The organism is Pimelobacter simplex, from assembly GCF_024662235.1.
Classification (GTDB): Bacteria; Actinomycetota; Actinomycetes; order Propionibacteriales; family Nocardioidaceae; genus Nocardioides.
Map to the genome: position 1 here is coordinate 3,494,789 of NZ_CP096276.1, position 18,331 is coordinate 3,513,119.

Sequence of the window (18,331 nt, forward strand, 5' to 3'; positions counted from 1 at the left end):
GAGAGAGATAGGCGTTACCGGCGGTAACGGCTAACACTGTAGCCTGGTCCCCATGAGCACAGGCAAGAACGACGGACGGACCACCCGCTGGGACCAGCACCGCGTCGAGCGGCGCGCCGAGTTCGTCCAGGCCGCCGTCCGCGCGATCGACGCCCTGGGCCCCGACGCCTCCATCGCCGACATCGCCGCCGAGGCCGGGGTCAGCAAGCCGGTGCTCTACCGCTACTTCGCCGACAAGGGCGAGCTGCACGCGGCGGTCGGCTCCTGGGGCGCCGAGCTGATCCTCGAGCGCGTGGTGGTCGGCATCCTCGCGCCCGCGACGGCCCGCGAGCGGGTCACGGCCGGCGTCGCGGCGTACCTGGACACGCTGTCCGAGCACCCCCAGGCCTTCCTCCTGCTGGCCCGCCACCACGCCGGCGGCGACGACCCGCTCGCGCACGGCAAGAACGTCATCGCCGCCCAGCTCGCCCGCCTCCTCGGCGACGCGCTGCGCCGGCTCGGCGGCGACGCCGGCGCGGCCGAGCCGTGGGCGCACGCCGTGGTCGGCCTCGGCGCCTCGGTCGGCCAGTGGTGGCTGGAGCGGCGCACCATGTCGCGCGCCGCGATCGCCGACTACCTCGGCGACTTCATCTGGCACGCCCTGTCCGGCACCGCCGCCGAGCAGGGCATCGACCTGTCCTCGCTCGACCTGCCCGGCGACGTCACACCGATCCGCTCGGGTCGCTCGGGGCGCCCGGCATGAGCACCGCCGCCGTCCACGAGCCCCAGGAGGCCTACGACGGCCCCGCGGTGGTCCAGGTCGACGACGTCGAGCACGAGGTACGGGTGGCTCTGCGCGGGCACTTCCAGCCCCTCGACGGACACTTCCACTGGTACGGCCGGATCGCGACCTCCCCCGGGCTCGCCGAGGTCACCAGCGGCGCCTCGGTCGAGCTCCGCACGCCCCACGGCACGGCCTACGGCAAGGTCTCCGACATCGACCCGTGGGGCCGGTTCCGGGTCGCGGGCACGGGCACCCCGCCGTTCTGAGCGGGCGGGCCTGCGGGCGGGAGTTTCGCCGGTCGACCGGCGAAACTCACACTGGACCGACGAAGGTTCGGCGGCCAAGCACGAGTTTCAGCGGCCAGGTCGCCCGGCTCAGGCCGGCGTGACGATGATGTTGACCGCCTCGAGTACGGCGTCGGGGCCGGCCTCGTAGGAGTGCGGGCGGTCCGCGGCGAAGCGGACGTGGTCGCCGGCGGCCAGGGCGACCGCGCGGTCGTCGTACCGGACGGTGCCGGTGCCGGCCAGCACGACCAGCTGCTCCTCGACCCCGCCCGCGTGGGCCGGCGAGGTGCGCACCGCGCCCGGCGCCAGGCGCAGCAGGTAGACCTCGGTGGTCCGCTCCGCCTCGCGCAGCACCCGGACCCGGGTGGCGACCACGCCCGCGCCGCTGATCACGGTGCCGTCGTGGTCGTCGAGCAGGGCGGCCAGCGGTACGCCGAGCGGCGTCGCGACGGCGTACAGCGTGTCGAGGGTGGGGTTGCGCTGCCCGGTCTCGAGCTCGGAGAGGGAGCCCTTGCCGATGCCGGCCTCGGCGGCCAGCGCGGAGAGGCTGAGCCCGCGCGCCTCGCGCAGCGCCCGGATCCGCGCGCCGACCTCTCGCGTCATCCTCGCCGACCCCCTACAGTGTTCTGTAAACAGAACGCCGCACCGGTGTTCACGAGGAGGCGGCGTGTCCGAGGAGACTACCCACGGTCCCGTGGTGGCGGGGATCGTCACCGCGGTGGTCGGCTTCAGCAGCTCGTTCGTCGTGTGCCTGGCCGGCCTGACCGCGGTCGGCGCGACCGGGCGGCAGGCCGCCTCCGGACTGCTCACGCTGCTCGTCACCCAGGCGCTCGGCATGCTCTGGCTCGCGCTGCGCTACCGGATGCCCCTCACCCTCGCCTGGTCCACCCCCGGCGCCGCGCTGCTCGCCACGACGACCGGCGTCACCGGCGGCTGGTCCGCCGCGGTCGGCGCCTTCGTCGCCACCGGCGTCCTCATCGTGCTGACCGCCCTCGTGCCCAAGGTGGGCGACCTCGTCGCCGCGATCCCCCACAGCCTGGCCCGGGCGATGCTCGCCGGCGTCCTGCTGCCCCTCTGCCTGGCACCGGTGACGGCCCTGGTCGACGCACCCGCGGCGGTGGCGCCCGTCGTACTGACGTGGTTGGTGCTGCTGCGCCTCGCGCCCCGCTGGGCCGTGCCCGGCGCTCTCCTCGTCGCCCTCGTCGCCGTGGTCGCCACCGCCCGGATCGAGACCGCCGACCTCGTCCCCCACCTGGCCTGGACGACGCCCTCGTGGTCGCTGTCGGCGCTGGTCGGCATCGCACTCCCCCTCTACGTCGTCACGATGGCCTCGCAGAACGTCCCCGGCGTCGCCGTGATGAGCGGCTTCGGCTACCGCGTCCCGTGGCGCGCCTCCCTCGCCGTCACCGGCATCGGCACCATCGCCGGCGCCCCCACCGGCGGCCACGCCATCAACCTCGCCGCCATCAGCGCCGCCCTCGCCGCCGGCCCCACCGCCGGCCCGGACCGCTCCCGCCGCTGGATCGCCTCGGTCTCGGCCTCGGTGACCTACCTGGTCCTCGCCGTCGCCAGCACCGCCCTCGCCGCCCTGGTCGTCGCCGCCGCCGACGGCGTCATGCAGGCCGCCGCCGGCCTCGCCCTCCTCGGCACCCTCGGCGCCGCCCTCGGCGAGGCCCTCGCCGACCCGCGCGAGCGGGAGGCCGCGGCGGCGACGCTCGTCGTGGCCGCGTCGGGGGTGAGCGTGCTCGGGATCGGTGCGGCGTTCTGGGCGCTGCTGGTGGGGTTGCTGCTGCGGACGTTCCTGCGGGTGGGGCGGTCGGCGCCCGTCAGCGAAGCTCGAACAGCGTCGAGCGCAGAGCGAACCACGACCTGAAGTTCTCGCCGCTGGCCGTGGCCGTGCCCGTCGTGCCGGTCACCTTGACGAGGGTGGCCCGACCGCCGAAGCTGCCCTTGCCGTCGCGCTTCGTGACACTCACGCCGGTGATGTCGCCGATGCCCGGGAACACCTTCTTGAGCGTGGCCGCGCTGATCGTCTGGGTCCACTGCGCCCGGGGGTCGTAGGGGTCCGCCTGGGCCTTGAGGTAGGGCTGCGTGCTGCTCCCTGCCACGCTCCAGCCGCCGTTGCTGGAGGAGAACTGCGTGAACGCCGGCTTGCCGCCGTAGGTGCGGATCTGCCCTGCGGTCGCCTTGATCGCGGCGTCGGACAACGGGTGCTCCCCCACGACACCGCGGTAGACCTGGGAGCGGGTGGTGTCCCAGACGTCGAAGTGACCGCGGTTGGTCGTGTCGCGGTCGAAGATCGCATAGGTCCGGGCCGCGACCGCCTGGGCCTGCACCGCGGCCCGCGCCCAGCTCGCCGGCATCTCGGCCGCGACGACGCCGCGCAGGTACTGCTCGACGCTGACGATGTTGACCGTGTCGCGCGCCGAGCCCGCACCGGCGACCGCGGAACGCAGCTTGCCGCGGTAGAGCGCCGAACCGCCCGGGACGTAGAGCCGGATCGCACCGCCCTTGAACTCCGCCTGGCCCGGGATGTCGCGGACCACGTGCCAGCCGTTGGTCTTGACGGAGAGCCGGGTCTTGGTGGCGCCGACGGGGGTCAGCTTCCAGCGCTTCGCGCCCTTCTTGCCGAGGTTCCAGACCTTGCCGGTCTGGGCGCTGCGGACCTTGAGCCCCGCCTTGTGCTGGACCACGACGTTGTTGGAGGTGGCCGCCGTGAGCAGCACCGCGATCGAGCCGCCGGCCCGGCCCATCGCGGTGCCCGGGTAGTAGAAGTCGAGGATCTGGGCCGCCGTCCGGCCTTGGTCGGCGGCGCCCTTGGCGCCGTACTGGGACATGCCCTTGCCGTGCCCGTAGCCGCTGCCGACGAGGGTCACCGCATCGAGCCGGCGGACCTGCTCGGCGGCCGCCGCGGACGGCGTCCCGGCGGGTCCGACGAGGCCGGCGAGGGTGACCAGGGCGAGCGCAGCGACGGATCCCGGGAACAGGCGCATCGTCCGAGACTAGCCCGCGGTTAAAGGCCAGACACCGTGTCGCCCTAGGATTTGGTCCATGACCGAGCTCGACAGCAGCACCCAGGCACCGGCAGCGACGGCCCCCGAGGGCACCCCCGCGGTCGTCGTACCGGACAAGCCGGCGCTGGAGGGCCTCGAGCAGAAGTGGGCCGAGCGGTGGAAGGCCGACGACACCTACGGCTTCGACCGGACCCAGCCGCGCGAGAACGTCTACTCGATCGACACCCCGCCGCCGACCGTGAGCGGCAGCCTGCACGTCGGGCACGTCTTCTCCTACACCCACACCGACCTGGTCGCGCGCTTCCAGCGGATGCAGGGCAAGTCCGTCTTCTACCCGATGGGCTGGGACGACAACGGGCTGCCGACCGAGCGCCGGGTGCAGAACTACTTCGGCGTGCGCTGCGACCCGTCGCTGCCGTACGACGCCGACTTCACCCCGCCGGCCAAGCCGGACCCCAAGCGGCAGATCCCGATCAGCCGGCCCAACTTCATCGCCCTGTGCGAGCAGCTGGTCGAGCAGGACGAGAAGGTCTTCGAGGACCTGTGGCGCACGCTCGGCCTCAGCGTCGACTGGAACACCACCTACACGACCATCGGCAAGAACGCCCAGACGGTCAGCCAGCGCGCGTTCCTGCGCAACCTGGGCCGCGGCGAGGCCTACCTCCAGGAGGCGCCGACCCTCTGGGACGTCACCTTCCAGACCGCGGTCGCCCAGGCCGAGCTCGAGGCGCGCGACTACGCCGGCGCCTACCACCGGGTGGCGTTCCACAAGCCCGACGGCTCCCCCATCCACATCGAGACGACGCGTCCCGAGCTGATCCCGTCGGTCGTCGCGCTCATCGCGCACCCCGACGACGAGCGGTACGCCGACCTGTTCGGCACCACCGTGCGCTCCCCCCTTTTCGGGGTCGAGATCCCGGTGCTGGCCCACGCGGCGGCCGAGAAGGACAAGGGCGCCGGCATCGCCATGTGCTGCACGTTCGGTGACCTCACCGACGTCCAGTGGTGGCGCGAGCTCCAGCTGCCCGTGCGCACCGTGATCGGCCGCGACGGCCGGTTCACCCGCGAGACCCCCGAGTGGCTGGCCGCCGAGCCCGCCGCGACGGCGTACGAGGACCTCAAGGGCAAGACCGTCCACTCCGCGCGCGAGGCGGTCGTCGCCAAGCTCAAGGAGTCCGGCGACCTCGACGGCGACCCGAAGCCGACCCAGCGGATGGCGAACTTCTACGAGAAGGGCGACAAGCCGCTCGAGATCGTCTCCACCCGCCAGTGGTACATCCGCAACGGCGGGCGCGACGCCGGCATCCGCGAGCAGATGCTCGCCCGCGGTGCCGAGATCGACTGGCTGCCGCCGCACATGAAGCACCGCTTCGACAACTGGGTCGGCGGCCTCAACGGCGACTGGCTGATCTCGCGGCAGCGGTTCTTCGGCATCCCGTTCCCGGTCTGGTACCCGCTCGACGCCGAGGGCGAGCCCGACTACACCCGGCTGCTGCTGCCCACCGAGGCCGAGCTGCCGATCGACCCCTCGACGCAGGCCCCGGCGGGCTACACCGAGGAGCAGCGCGGCGAGCCCGGCGGCTTCATCGGCGACCCGGACGTCATGGACACCTGGGCCACCTCCTCGCTGACCCCGCACATCGCGGGCGGCTGGGAGTCCGACCCCGACCTGTGGTCGCGGGTCTTCCCGATGGACCTGGCCACCCACGCCCACGACATCATCCGTACCTGGCTCTTCAGCCGCGTGGTCCGCGCCCACTTCGAGAACGGCGCGACGCCGTGGTCGCACGCGATGATCTCCGGCTTCATCGTCGACCCCGACCGCAAGAAGATGTCCAAGTCCAAGGGCAATGTCGTGGTCCCCAACGAGATCCTCGACAAGTACGGCGCCGACGCCGTCCGCTGGCGCGCCGCCATCGCCCGCCCCGGCCTGGACTCCCCCTTCGACGAGACCCAGATGAAGGTCGGGCGCCGCCTGGCTATGAAGGTCCTCAACGCGTCGAAGTTCGTGCTCGGCAGCGTCGGCGCGACGACGTTCAGCGCCGCCGCCGTCAGCCAGCCCGTCGACACCGCGCTGCTCGGCCGCCTGGCCGGCGTCGTCGGCCGCGCCACCGAGGCGTTCGAGGCCTACGACTACACGACCGCGCTCGAGGTCACCGAGAAGTTCTTCTGGGAGTTCTGCGACGACTACCTCGAGCTGGTCAAGGAGCGCGCCTACGCCGACGACGGCGACGCCTCCGTCTCGGCCCGGGCCACCCTCGCGTTCGCGCTCCAGGTCCAGCTCCGCCTGCTCGCGCCGTTCCTGCCCTACGTGACCGAGGAGGTCTGGTCGTGGTGGCAGGAGGGCTCGGTCCACCGCGCCTCCTGGCCGGCCACCACCGAGCTCGGCTCGGCCGCCGCCTCCGACGGTGCCGTCATCGACGCCGTCGCAGCAGCCCTGGCCGGCATCCGCGGCGCCAAGTCGCAGGCCAAGGTCAACATGAAGACCCCGCTCGCGCGGGTCGAGATCTCCGGTCCCGAGAAGGCCGTCAAGGCGACCGAGTCCGCCGCGGCCGACCTGGTCGCGGCCGGCAAGATCACCGGCGACCTGGTCTTCACCTTCGACGCGGACGCGAGCGAGCTGACCGTCACGGCCGAGATCGCCGAGCAGCCCGAGGGCTGAGCCGAGCAGAACCGATTCGGACTGGCTCCCGACACATTCGGGCAGGGGTACTGCTAACTTCCCCTCCATGACCCGACGCCCCAAGACTGCCCTTCTCGTCACTGCAGCGTGTGCGCTCGCCTGGCGTGCCTCAGACATTTCGGACAGTGGATCAAATAAGGTCCATTCCGAAATGGAGGTAACTAGTTAATGCCGGAAAAGCGTCGAAAGTTCACGCCTGAGTTCAAGGACGAGGCCGTGAAAATGGTGATCGAGTCGTCTCGTTCGATCGCCGAGGTCGCCCGCGAGATCCACGTCAATGAAGGCACGCTGGGAAACTGGTGCGCGAAGTACCGGGAGGCGAACCCCGAGGAAGAGTCGCCACTGTCGATATCGGAGCGTGCCCGACTTCGTGAGCTCGAGAGTGAAGTTCGCGAACTGCGGATGCGTAACGAGTTCTTGGGAAAAGCGGCGGCCTTCTTCGCCCAGGAGTATCGGTGAGCGCGAAATACGAGTTCATCGACGCGCAGAAGGCGCACTATCCGGTGGTCAAGATGTGCGCCTGGGCCGGGGTGTCCCGGTCTGGCTTCTACGACTGGGCCGACCGGCCCGCCTCGGCCACCGCACAGCGTCGCGAGCGACTCAAGGCCGTGATCGAGGCCGTCTTCGACGACTCCGACGCCACCTACGGCTACCGGCGGATCCACGCTTCCCTCGGCCGCATGGGCGAGGACGCCAGCCCGGAGCTGGTGCGGGGGCTGATGCGCGAGCTCGGACTGGTGCCGTGCCAGCCCCGGCCGTCCCGGCCGACCACCACCATCGCCGGCGACGCCGCCGCAGTGCCCGACCTCCTCGGACGCGACTTCACCGCCCACGCGCCGGGAACCAAACTCGTCTCCGATATCACCTACATCGGCACGGATGAGGGCTGGTTGTACCTGGCGACGGTGATCGACTGCGCCACCAAGGCCTGCATCGGCTACGCCATGGCCGACCACATGCGCACCTCTTTGGTAGTCGAGGCATTGGATATGGCCGCACGCAACTACACCCTGGAATCACAATGTGTGATCCACTCGGATCGCGGAACGCAATACATGAGCGACGAATTTGCCCGCGCAGCCTCACGACTCGATCTTCGCCGGTCGGTGGGTAGAACTGGGATCTGTTTCGATAACGCGTTAGCCGAATCGTTCAACGCAGCGGTGAAAGTCGAACGGGTCAATCGCGTGACCTATCCCACCCGCGACGAAGCGAGGAAAGACGTGGCCCGGTACATCGAATTCCGCTATAATCGCCTACGTCTTCATTCAGCACTCGGCTACCGCACCCCACAAGAGGTCCACGACGAGTACTGCAACCAGCAGCAGGCAGCGTAAAAACACAATTAATCACTGTCCGAAATTTGCGCGGCAGCCCAGCCCTTCCCTCGCTTGCTTCCTTCGCCAGCGGAGCACACGCCGAGGAGAGCTCGACCGCCACGCCCCAGTTCTCCGTGATGACCTACAACGTCAAGAACAACAGTGAGCAGGTGAATGGCTGGATGTGGCCCGACCGGCGCCCCCACCTGGTGGCGGTGATCCGGAGCGTCACCCCCAGCATCCTCGGCATCCAGGAAGGCAACGACCGCGATGGCGCCCACCCAGCTGATGACCTCAGCGCTGACCTCGCCGAGTACGACACGGTGTCGACGTCGGCGAGCCCTGGCTCCGACTCGACCTCGATCTTCTGGCAGCGCGACCGGTTCACCCGCTCCTTCGCGTCGATCAGGCGGTTCAGCGGCACCGCGGCCACGCCCTGCCAGGCCAACGACTACTGGAACGTCGTCGAGCTCGACGATCTCGCCGCACCCGGAAAGAAGGTCCGCGTCGCGAATCTCCACCTGATCCCCGGAGGGCTCTCTGACTCCAGAGCGGCCCAGCTGAATTGCACGACGGCCATGAGCAGCCCCGCGGCCCGCCACGCTGAGAACAACGAGCGAACGGCCGACGTGATCGGCTGGATCAACCGCCGCAACCAGACGGTCTCGATGCCGACCGTCGTCCTGGGCGACCTCAACAGCCCATCGACCCAGTGCAGCGGGGTCGTCAAGGCGCCTGACCGCCTGGCATCGGCCGGTTACAGCTCCGTCCACGCGCTGACCTCATGCAACCGCAGCACGACGTGGGACAAGTGGGCCACACAGGCGACTGGCTCCAAGAAGGCGATCGACTACATCTTCCGGAGCGTCGGGCTCACCACGACCGGCGGCGACTTCGCTTCGTCTCAGACGTTCGGAGGCAAGGCGCCCTCCGACCATCGCCCCTTCTACGCACGCTACCGGTACTGACCACGACGCGCGCGCCGCTCGACACTGGCCCATGTCCAGCGGCGCGAGCGTCGGTCACTAGCGCATCAGCGACCGATGGCGCGGAGGCGAGACCTGAGCCAGGCACCGTCCTTGGCCAGATCCGCGCTGAATGAAGCCTGGTACGCCTCTGCCGAGAACCCCTTGGCCGGCAACGGCACGTCAGAGGGGCACCACATCAGGGTCAAGCGGTGCCCCTGCACGGCTGCCATGAGGTACTCGTTCTCAGCCGTATAGGACTCGGACACGAGCAGGACGACATCCTTGGGCGTCGCGGTGTAGCAGAGATTGAACATCGCCGCTCCCGCGAATCCCGCGACGACCTCAGCCCCCCGGAAGAGTGCGGCCTGCTCTGGCAGCGAGTAGTTCTCGGGGTAAACAACCGTGAATCCTTCGTCAACGAAGAGCGCCTCGACCTCGTCGGCATTGCGGCAGGCGCGCTTGCCCGTGCGTCGCCCGCAGAAGATGCGGCGCGGGTACGACGCGTCACCAGCAATCGCGGCGAGCGCCGCGCCAGCGCTCCGCCATGCGCCGGCGATCTCAGGATGGATCCAGCCCGGCTGAGCCATCATCGGGCTCGCCGACAGAAGCCTCTCAACCCGCAACGGACGGTGGAACAGCAGAACGTCCTCTTCGGGCACTCCGAAGGCGCCAAGCAGTTCCCGCTCATGGGCATGAAGTGCGGTGCGGGAGTCCCGGGTGCTGAGGAGCACGCGCGGGCGCTGGACCTCGTTGCGGATCTCCGGCCAGGCCCACATCCGGGACAACTGCTCGGTGACCAGATGCCCGTAGTGCCCAGGGAACTCGGAGTCGAGGTGGACATAGGTCCCTGCCAGATACTCGGCGCCATGGGCGTCACCGCGCAGCTCCGCGAACCCGGGCGACAGCTCGTTCAGTGCCGCGCTCCGCATGCGCCGGCTATGAGGCCTCCGGAAGGTGTCGGGGAGAAGCAGGTTGCCCTGCACGACAACCTGGCGCGGCAGGCAGACGACGTCGTCGTATCCACGCAGCACCATCTCAGGCGCGGAGATCTCACGAACCTCGGCCTTCCTGACCGCCGATTCGTTCTGGACAACCGTGCAGCGGGCAACGAAGTGCGCGGCCGGGACGGAGGCGATCACGCTGCCGTGGGGATAGCCCGGGCTCCGGAATAGCTCGTCGACCTGGCGCTCGCGGACCTTGGCGAACGCAGTCACCCCGTTGACCACGACGACATGCGGTCCCTGTGCCGTCCAACTCGAGATCGCACGCGCCAGCGCGCGGATGTCGTCACCGCGGCGACCCGTCACGCGCGGATCGCGGCGGCCGTCGCGAATCTCGTCGAGTGCCTTCAACCGCTTCTCGAGAGGCTCGGAGCGCCTCCCGCGCTCCCCTCGGAAGACCAGGGACCCGCCTGGGCGAAGGTGAAAGATGAGCTCCGCCAGCCACGACGGCCACTCTCGACCTGGCGCCTCGACCACCAGGACGTCGTAGCGACCGGCCGATGCCAGCTCGGCCCGACGGTCGTCGGCCGCGACACTCGCATCGAACACGTGCACGTGCGCACGTCGTCGCAGCCGCCGGCCTACCAGTCCGACCGCGTCAGGCGGTCCAACGACGGCGACTTCGGGCGGTCCATCGACCTCGGCGACAAGGCGGTCAAGGAGCCGTGCCCACCTCACGCTAGGCGGACTTCTTCTTCGGCTTCGTCTCGCGCAGCACCAGGGTCGGCGCGACGTCCTCGAGGACGACCTCGTCGGTCACCACGACCTTCTCGACGTCACCGCGGCTCGGGACGTCGTACATCACGTGGAGGAGGACCTCCTCGATGATGGCGCGCAGCCCGCGGGCGCCGGTGCCGCGCTCGAGCGCCTTGTCGGCGATCGCGGCGACGGCGCCGTCGGTGAACTCGAGCTCGACGCCGTCGAGGTCGAAGAGCTTCTTGTACTGCTTGACCAGGGCGTTGCGCGGCTCGGTGAGGATCTGGATGAGCGCGTCCTGGTCGAGCGGGCTGACGCTCGCGATCAGGGGCAGCCGGCCGATGAACTCGGGGATCAGGCCGAACTTGGTCAGGTCCTCGGGGCGCACCTGGGCGAGCAGGTCCTCGGCGGCCCGCTCGGCCTCGCCGCGCGGCTCGGCGGTGAAGCCCAGGGACTTCTTGCCGACGCGCTGCTCGATGATGTGCTCCAGGCCGGCGAAGGCGCCGCCGACCACGAACAGGATGTTCGTGGTGTCGATCTGGATGAACTCCTGGTGCGGGTGCTTGCGCCCGCCCTGCGGGGGCACCGAGGCGGTAGTGCCCTCGATGATCTTGAGCAGGGCCTGCTGGACACCCTCGCCGGAGACGTCGCGCGTGATCGAGGGGTTCTCGGCCTTGCGGGCCACCTTGTCGATCTCGTCGATGTAGATGATGCCGGTCTCGGCCTTCTTGACGTCGTAGTCAGCGGCCTGGATCAGCTTGAGGAGGATGTTCTCGACGTCCTCGCCGACGTAGCCGGCCTCGGTCAGCGCCGTGGCGTCGGCGATCGCGAAGGGGACGTTGAGCATCCGGGCCAGGGTCTGGGCGAGGTAGGTCTTGCCGCAGCCGGTGGGCCCGATGACGAGGATGTTGGACTTGGCGACCTCGACCACCTCGTCCTTGCTGTGCTTGCCCGAGATCGGCTGGACGCCGGCCTGGACCCGCTTGTAGTGGTTGTAGACCGCGACCGCGAGGGACTTCTTCGCCTGCTCCTGCCCGATCACGTAGGAGTTGAGGAACTCGAAGATCTCCTTGGGCTTGGGCAGGTCGGCGAGCTCGACCTCCGAGCCCTCGGCCAGCTCTTCCTCGATGATCTCGTTGCAGAGATCGATGCACTCGTCGCAGATGTAGACACCCGGACCAGCGATGAGCTTCTTGACCTGCTTCTGGCTCTTGCCGCAGAACGAGCACTTCAGCAGATCGCCACCGTCACCGATGCGTGCCACGGGTCCTCCTCACATGTGAACTCCCCGACGGTACTCCCTGTGGCGCCCCGGAGGGGGCGGGACACGAGGAGTACGTCGAGGAGGTCATCGGGGTCGTTCGGTCGAGGCCTGTCGTCTCAGACGAGGGCGGGGGTCTTGAGGGACTCGAGCACGGAGTCGATCAGGCCGTACTCGATCGCTCCCTGCGCGGTGAGGATCTTGTCGCGCTCGATGTCGCGGCTGACCTCCTCGATCGACTTGCCCGAGTGGTCGCTGATCATCTTCTCGAGCAGCTCGCGCATCCGCAGGATCTCGTTGGCCTGGATCTCGATGTCCGAGGTCTGGCCGAAGGTGCCCTCGGTGTAGGGCTGGTGGATCAGGATCCGGCTGTTGGGCAGCGCCAGGCGCTTGCCCTTGGCACCGGCCGCGAGCAGGATCGCCGCCGCCGAGGCCGCCTGACCGATGCAGACGGTCTGCACGTCGGGCTTGATGAACTGGATCGTGTCGTAGATCGCCGTCAGCGCCGTGAACGAGCCACCGGGGCTGTTGATGTAAATGCTGATGTCCTGGTCGGGGTTCATCGACTGCAGGCACAGCAGCTGGGCGATGACGGCGTTGGCGACGTCGTCGGAGATCGGGGTGCCGAGGTAGATGATGCGGTCCTCGAACAGCTTGGCGTAGGGGTCGATCCGGCGGAAGCCGTAGGACGTGCGCTCTTCCCACTGCGGGATGTAGTAGTTCATGTCAGTCCTTCTTGTGGGCCGGCCGGCCCTCGTCGACGGCTTCCTTGGCACTCTTGACGACCTTGTCGACAAGGCCGTACTCGAGCGCCTCGTCCGCGGTGAACCAGCGGTCGCGGTCGGCGTCCTCGGTGACCTGCTCGACGCTCTGGCCGGTGTGCTCGGCGATGAGGTCCAGGAGGACCTTCTTGATGTGGAGCGACTGCTGGGCCTGGATCTTGATGTCGGAGGCCGAGCCGCCCATGCCGGACGACGGCTGGTGCATCATGATCCGCGCGTGCGGGAGCGCGTAGCGCTTGCCCTTGGCGCCGGCGCAGAGCAGGAACTGGCCCATCGAGGCGGCCAGGCCCATGCCGACGGTCGCGACGTCGTTGGGGATGTAGTTCATGGTGTCGTAGATCGCCATGCCGGCGTCGACGGAGCCACCCGGGCTGTTGATGTGCAGGAAGATGTCCGCCTCGGGGTCCTCGGCCGACAGCAGCAGCAGCTGGGCGCAGATCGCGTTGGCGTTCTGGTCACGGACCTCGGAGCCGAGGAAGACGATCCGCTCACGGAGCAGTCGGCTGTAGATGTTGTCGTCGAGCAGGTTGAGACCGGCTCCACCGTTCATCTGGGGCCCGCCCTCGGGGCCGGCGGAAATCTGAGTCACGCGGCTGACACTAGCCGGACCGGGAGGCAGAACCACGCGATAACCCGCCCTGTTCGCCGACAGCGGATTCCGGTGCGGTCAGGGACGCGACGGCTCCCGCTCGAGCACGAGGATCGCCAGCTGGACCCGGTTGTCCAGGCCGAGCTTGGCGAACAGGCTGCCCAGGTGCGTCTTGACCGTGGCCAGGCTCAGGTGCAGGACGGTGGAGATCTCGGCGTTCGAGCGGCCCTGGGCGACCAGCCGGGCGACGTCCCACTCCCGTCCGCTGACGCCGGCGGGCACCCCGGCGGGCTCGGACAGCGGCGCGGCCAGCCCCACCAGGCGGCGCAGCACGGGTGCCGAGACGGTCGCCGTGCCGGCGGCGGCACCCAGGACGGCGCGCTCGATCAGGTCGGGGTCCTCGGCCTTCAGCAGGAAGCCGTCGGCACCGGCGCGCAGCGCGCCCAGGACGAACTCGTCGGTGTCGAACGCGGTCAGCATCAGGATCCGGCAGCCGAGACCGGCCGCGCGGATCGCGGTGACGGCCGCGATGCCGTCACCGCCCGGCATCCGGACGTCCATGAGGACGACGTCCGGCGCGAGCTCGCGGGCGGCCCGGACCGCCGCGACGCCGTCACCGGCCTCGCCCACGATCTCGATGCCCCGGGCGGGGTCGAGCACCAGGCGCAGGCCCGCGCGGACCAGCGGCTCGTCGTCGACCACGAGCACCCTCACCACGGCACGGACACCTCGACGACGAACTCCCCGCCGCAGGCCTCGGCCCGGTGCCGCCCGCCGGCCAGCCGCACGCGCTCGGCGACGCCCTGCAGGCCCAGCCCGGCGCCCGCGGCCGCGGTGCTGCGGCCGACGACGACCGGGTTGCGGCACACGACGTCGACCCCGTCGGCGTGCCCGGCGACCAGGAGGCGGACCGGTGCGCCCGGCGCGTGCCGGGCAGCGTTGGCGAGCAGCTCGCGCACCACCCGGTGCAGCAGCCGCGAGGTCGCCTCGCCGGCCCGTGCGGCGACGGCGGGGTCGAGCTCGGCCTCGATGACCGCTCCGGCGGCGCGGTGCTGCGCGACCAGGTGCCGGAGGCCCTCCGCGCCGGTCGGCGGCGTGGTCGGCTGCGGCCCCTGGTGCAGCACGCCCAGGACGTCGCGCAGCTCGGCGTGCGCGGTCCGGGACAGGTCGGCGACGAGCCGGCTGCTCGAGCGCACGGTCTCCGGCGGCAGGTCCGCACGGCGCCCGAGCGCCCCCGCGTGGAGCGCGATCAGGCTCAGGTGGTGGCTCAGGCTGTCGTGCATCTCGCCGGCGATCCGGGCCCGCTCCTCGCTGCGCGCACGCTCGGCGACCAGCGCCTGCTCCCGCCGGGCCCGGACCCGCAGCTCGCGGCGCGCGCCGGTCACGGTGCCGGTCAGCACCAGCACGACCACGACGCCGGCGAGGAGGGCGAGCAGCCCGGGCGCCTGGCCCGGCTGCAGGACGACGACGGCGAGCGCCGCCGGTACGACGAACGCGAGGACCGCGAGCACCGTCGTCCGCCGCGAGCGCAGCGAGACGACCAGCACCAGGGCCACCACGGCCGCCGGCGTCGCGGCCGTCAGCGGAGCGAGGGCGGCGAGCGCCAGGCCGGCCGGCACCGAGCCGTAACCCAGCAGCCGCAGGAGCAGCGGAACCGACACGACAATGGCACTGACCTCGGCGAGCAGCCACAGCGCGACGAGGTCGTCGGCGGGCGGGTCCGTACGGCCCACGGCCTCGCCGATCGCCACGAGCGCGGCCAGTACGCCCACGACGGTGCAGGTGGCGACCACGACCAGACGGGTCCGGCGGCGGGCGGCGAGCGCAACACCGTCGCCGGCGCCGTCCCCGGCCCGAGCCTGCCCGAACATGGGGTGGAGCCTAGGCCAGCGCGGGGGCGGGCGGATCAGCCGAAGGGATGAGCCCGCCCCCGACCTTCGGCGGGGTCGTTCCCCACCTCCGCTCGATGTGCCGGCCCCCCGCCGGGCACGAGGGTGGAACCATGACGTCTCGTACGCCGCCTGACGCCCTGCCGTACCACCGCCTGGGCCTGCGCAGCGCCCGGCCGCGGTGGTGGCGACCCATCGCGGTGCTGGCGCTGGCCGTCGTCCTCTTCGTCGCCGGGGCGATCCTGCTCACCGGCCCCCTGGTCCTCCTCGGCGAGGCGGTCCCGGACCTCCAGGGCCGCATCGACGACGTGCTCGGCGACGGCGACATGTCCGACCCGCTCGCGGCCACCTACCTGCTGGTCGCGGTCGCCCTGATGCTGCCGGCCGCGCTGCTGGCGATCCGGCTCGTCGGCGGGCGTCCGGTCGGGACGCTGTCGTCGGTCACCGGGCGGCTCCGCTGGGGGCTCCTGGCCCGCTGCCTGGGTGCCGCGGCGGTGCTGATGGTGTCCGCGATGCTGGTCACGACCACGATCGACGACGCCTGGGAGGACGCCGCGGTCGGCGGCCGGACGCTCGCGTTCGTCGCGCTCGCGCTGCTCGTCGTCCCGGTGCAGGCGACGGCCGAGGAGTACGTCTTCCGGGGGCTGCTCATGCAGACCGTCGGCACCTGGCTGCGGCACCCGGCGTTCGCGATCGTGCTGCCGGTCGCCCTGTTCACGCTCGGCCACGACTACGACGCGCTGGGGCTGGTCGACGTCACGGTGTTCGGCCTCGCCGCCGGCTGGCTGACCTGGCGCACCGGTGGGCTGGAGGCCGCGATCGGGCTCCACGTCGCCACCAACGCGGCGATCTTCGCCTTCGGCGGCTTCGGCCTGGTCGACCTGGCCGCGGACGAGGGCACCGTCAGCGGGCTCGCCGTGTCGGTCGCGCTGACCGGGGTCTACACGTGGCTGGTGCGCGACTGGGCCGACGTCAGCCCTCGGCCGCGGCCTTGAGCCCGGCGACCGTCGTCGCCATGCCCTGCTCCAGCTCGTCGGCATGGGCCTCGTTGCCGCCGAGCAGCAGGGGCGCCACGATGCGGCTGCCGAGGCTCAGCGCGCCGGGCACCGGGCGCCGGTGCACGACCTGGGTACGACGGGCGTCGTCGGCGTCGGGGGTGAGCTCCCAGATCCACTGCGCCCCGCTCGACGGCGTGTCCCAGACCAGGCGCCGCTCGGGCTCGACGTCGGCGACGACCGACCGGGTCGGCCAGAAGACCGCCTTGCGCCGGTTGATCCCGAGGTACCACTGCCCGACCCGCAGGCCGCCCGGCTTGAGCGGGACCATCCGGACCGTCTCGGGACTCCACTGCGCCAGCTGACCGAAGTCGGTCAGGAGCGCCCACACGTGGGCGGCGGGAGCATCGATCACGGTCTCGGCCCGCAGCTCGCGCGCGGCCTTCGTCGTCGTCATGGCCACATGGTGGCAAGTTCCGGGCCTCAGAGCCAGGGCAACCAGGCCGAGAGCCAGAGCACGACCGGTCCGGCAGCGACGACGACGCCGAGGATCGCGGCCGGCAGGCCCACCGGGCGCCGGGCGAGCAGGATCCCGATCGCGCCGAGCACCAGCGCGCAGACCCCGGGGACGCCGAGGAGCAGCGCGGCGACGTAGCCGAGGGCGGCGGTCGAGGACTCACCGGTGTAGGTCGCGGTCTCGACCCACGCCCACACCGCCAGGCCGGTCTCGGCCAGGCCGAGGACGACGGCGGTCCAGGCGGTGATCCGGGTGCCGGTGGGAGCGGTGGTGGCGGCGGGCGCGGAGGTCGAGGTCACCCGACCAGTCTCGGGGCCAGGAGACCCGCCGCGCGTGAGTAGACGTGCTCAGCCGGCGTCGAGCCAGCGGGCCAGCGCGGCGTGGATCTCGGGGTGGTTGAGCAGCCCGAAGTGGTCGGTACGCCCGACGTGGAGGACCTCGGCGCCGGGGAACAGCTCGGTGCCCCGCCGGTCGCGGCCCGCGGCCGAGTGCGGCGTCACGAGCAGGTCGCCGAGGACCTGGGCGACCGGGTGCCGCGGCGAGGCGGACAGGGTCGCGGAGACCAGGCGGTAGCGCGCCCGCGGGAGGGTCGGTACGTCGGCCGCGACCCCGAGCTCGAGGTCGCGGATGCCCAGCGAGCGGCGGTCGATGATCGCGCCGAACCCGGCCGACTCGGGCAGCCGCGCCAGGAGGCGGGTGCCGCGGTCGGCGCCGCGGGCCAGCGGAGCGCCGAGGTGCGGCGTGCCGAGCGTGATGATGTCGGTGACCCGATCGGTCCAGGCGCCGTGCCCGGGACCGGCCTGGGCCTGGACGGCGGTCGCGGTCCGCAGGACGAGCCCGCCCATCGAGTGACCGACCAGCGCGATCCGCTCGACCGGACCGGGCCAGACCTCGACCAGGCGCTGGAGCAGCGCGGCCAGGGCGACGCCGTTCTCGCGCACGCCGAGGCCGGTGTTGGCGCGGAGGTAGACCGGGCTCCAGCCGCGCGCCGCCAGGCTCTCGCCGTACGTCGAGCCGAGGCGGTCGCGGTGCCGGCGCCAGTAGTCCTCGTTCTCGCACAGGCCGTGCAGGAAGACGACGAGCCGCCCGGTGGCGTCGGGGAAGGCCGCGGCGACGCCGTCCGCAGTGAGCGGTACGTCGCGTCCGCCGGCGCGCACGCCCATCTCGATCGCGAGCCGGGGCCGGTCGCGGCGCAGCTCCTCGCCGATCAGGCCGTTGACCGCGGCGCTGACGAAGCGTCCACGCGGGCCGTCCTCGAGCCCGGGACCGGCGCCGGTCTCGGCGATCCGGGCCAGGCCCGCCCCGGCGCCGCGCACGGAGAGCCCGAGGGCGCCGTAGACCAGCGCGGCGATGCCGCGGTGCAGCGTCTCGGCGGGGACGCCGGCCGGCCCGACCCCCCGTCGTACGACGCCGTGGGCGCGGCGGGAGACCGCGGCATGGGTGTCGCGGGCGGTCGTCACGACCAGCTCGTCGACCACGGCGGTGGCCAGTGCGAGCGCATCGACCAGGGTGGCGTCCTGCTTCATGGCAGTTGAGTGTACAGATGTTCACTCAGGCGGGGTTGAGACGA

At 71.2% G+C, this 18,331-nt stretch carries 18 protein-coding genes; 7 read left to right on the forward strand and 11 right to left on the reverse strand.

The window, feature by feature from the left end; translation table 11 throughout:
* The first annotated feature begins 52 nt into the window (after positions 1-52).
* Positions 53-742 carry a TetR/AcrR family transcriptional regulator gene (locus tag M0M48_RS17160; RefSeq protein WP_215814731.1) on the forward strand — a complete coding sequence of 230 codons (690 nt, stop codon included), beginning with the start codon at positions 53-55 and terminating at the stop codon, positions 740-742.
* Positions 739-1,029: a DUF4873 domain-containing protein gene (locus M0M48_RS17165; RefSeq protein WP_257752064.1), complete on the forward strand. Its 291-nt coding sequence runs from the start codon at positions 739-741 to the stop codon at positions 1,027-1,029. The genes M0M48_RS17160 and M0M48_RS17165 overlap by 4 nt, the downstream gene beginning before the upstream one ends.
* A 108-nt stretch (positions 1,030-1,137) precedes the next feature.
* Here M0M48_RS17165 and M0M48_RS17170 read toward each other — a convergent pair whose 3' ends face one another.
* Positions 1,138-1,650: a helix-turn-helix domain-containing protein gene (locus tag M0M48_RS17170; protein ID WP_257752065.1), complete on the reverse strand. Its 513-nt coding sequence runs from the start codon at positions 1,648-1,650 to the stop codon at positions 1,138-1,140.
* A 64-nt stretch (positions 1,651-1,714) separates the two neighbouring features.
* On the opposite strand from M0M48_RS17170, the gene M0M48_RS17175 reads away from it, so the two are divergent.
* Complete coding sequence (locus tag M0M48_RS17175; protein ID WP_257752066.1) at positions 1,715-2,920, forward strand: benzoate/H(+) symporter BenE family transporter; 1,206 nt, start codon at positions 1,715-1,717, stop codon at positions 2,918-2,920.
* Here M0M48_RS17175 and M0M48_RS17180 read toward each other — a convergent pair.
* Entirely contained in the window at positions 2,874-4,040 is a 1,167-nt protein-coding gene (locus tag M0M48_RS17180) for a SpoIID/LytB domain-containing protein (RefSeq protein ID WP_257752067.1), read from the reverse strand. The two genes, M0M48_RS17175 and M0M48_RS17180, sit on opposite strands and share 47 nt — an antisense overlap.
* 58 nt (positions 4,041-4,098) lie before the next feature.
* On the opposite strand from M0M48_RS17180, the gene valS reads away from it, so the two are divergent.
* From valS to M0M48_RS17195, 3 genes are all read left to right on the forward strand, one after another.
* Positions 4,099-6,723 (forward strand): valine--tRNA ligase, encoded by a 2,625-nt coding sequence (gene valS, locus M0M48_RS17185; RefSeq protein ID WP_257752068.1) that lies wholly within the window; start codon positions 4,099-4,101, stop codon positions 6,721-6,723.
* 189 nt (positions 6,724-6,912) lie between these two features.
* A protein-coding gene (locus tag M0M48_RS17190) for an IS3 family transposase (RefSeq protein WP_257752069.1) occupies positions 6,913-8,081 on the forward strand; the annotation gives its coding sequence in 2 pieces (ribosomal slippage) (positions 6,913-7,165 and positions 7,165-8,081; 1,170 coding nt in all).
* Between the two features lie 119 nt (positions 8,082-8,200).
* Positions 8,201-9,031: an endonuclease/exonuclease/phosphatase family protein gene (locus tag M0M48_RS17195; RefSeq protein ID WP_257752070.1), complete on the forward strand. Its 831-nt coding sequence runs from the start codon at positions 8,201-8,203 to the stop codon at positions 9,029-9,031.
* Between the two features lie 65 nt (positions 9,032-9,096).
* Here the strand turns inward: M0M48_RS17195 and M0M48_RS17200 are convergent, their stop codons facing one another.
* The 6 genes from M0M48_RS17200 to M0M48_RS17225 form a co-directional block, all read right to left on the reverse strand.
* Positions 9,097-10,587 (reverse strand): glycosyltransferase family 61 protein, encoded by a 1,491-nt coding sequence (locus tag M0M48_RS17200; protein ID WP_257752071.1) that lies wholly within the window; start codon positions 10,585-10,587, stop codon positions 9,097-9,099.
* A gap of 124 nt (positions 10,588-10,711) precedes the next feature.
* Complete coding sequence (clpX, locus tag M0M48_RS17205; RefSeq protein ID WP_215814725.1) at positions 10,712-11,992, reverse strand: ATP-dependent Clp protease ATP-binding subunit ClpX; 1,281 nt, start codon at positions 11,990-11,992, stop codon at positions 10,712-10,714.
* 116 nt (positions 11,993-12,108) lie between these two features.
* On the reverse strand, positions 12,109-12,714 hold the full coding sequence (locus M0M48_RS17210) for an ATP-dependent Clp protease proteolytic subunit (protein ID WP_215814724.1): 606 nt from the start codon (positions 12,712-12,714) through the stop codon (positions 12,109-12,111).
* A gap of 1 nt (position 12,715) precedes the next feature.
* A complete protein-coding gene (locus M0M48_RS17215) occupies positions 12,716-13,321 on the reverse strand; it encodes an ATP-dependent Clp protease proteolytic subunit (protein WP_215814935.1) in 606 nt (201 codons plus the stop codon).
* A gap of 117 nt (positions 13,322-13,438) precedes the next feature.
* Positions 13,439-14,077, reverse strand: a complete 639-nt coding sequence (locus M0M48_RS17220) for a response regulator (protein ID WP_257752072.1) — start codon at positions 14,075-14,077, stop codon at positions 13,439-13,441.
* Positions 14,071-15,231 carry a sensor histidine kinase gene (locus M0M48_RS17225; protein WP_257752073.1) on the reverse strand — a complete coding sequence of 387 codons (1,161 nt, stop codon included), beginning with the start codon at positions 15,229-15,231 and terminating at the stop codon, positions 14,071-14,073. Before M0M48_RS17225 ends, M0M48_RS17220 begins: the two co-directional genes overlap by 7 nt.
* Before the next feature lie 131 nt (positions 15,232-15,362).
* On the opposite strand from M0M48_RS17225, the gene M0M48_RS17230 reads away from it, so the two are divergent.
* Positions 15,363-16,244 (forward strand): CPBP family intramembrane glutamic endopeptidase, encoded by an 882-nt coding sequence (locus M0M48_RS17230; RefSeq protein WP_257752074.1) that lies wholly within the window; start codon positions 15,363-15,365, stop codon positions 16,242-16,244.
* Here M0M48_RS17230 and M0M48_RS17235 read toward each other — a convergent pair.
* From M0M48_RS17235 to M0M48_RS17245, 3 genes are read right to left on the reverse strand one after another with little or no spacing between them, the layout of a single operon-like run.
* Positions 16,222-16,701, reverse strand: coding sequence for an SRPBCC family protein (locus M0M48_RS17235; RefSeq protein ID WP_257752075.1), 480 nt, complete (start codon positions 16,699-16,701; stop codon positions 16,222-16,224). The two genes, M0M48_RS17230 and M0M48_RS17235, sit on opposite strands and share 23 nt — an antisense overlap.
* 26 nt (positions 16,702-16,727) lie before the next feature.
* Entirely contained in the window at positions 16,728-17,060 is a 333-nt protein-coding gene (locus M0M48_RS17240; RefSeq protein ID WP_257752076.1) for a hypothetical protein, read from the reverse strand.
* A gap of 48 nt (positions 17,061-17,108) precedes the next feature.
* Entirely contained in the window at positions 17,109-18,287 is a 1,179-nt protein-coding gene (locus M0M48_RS17245; RefSeq protein WP_257752077.1) for an alpha/beta hydrolase, read from the reverse strand.
* Positions 18,288-18,331 lie beyond the last annotated feature (44 nt).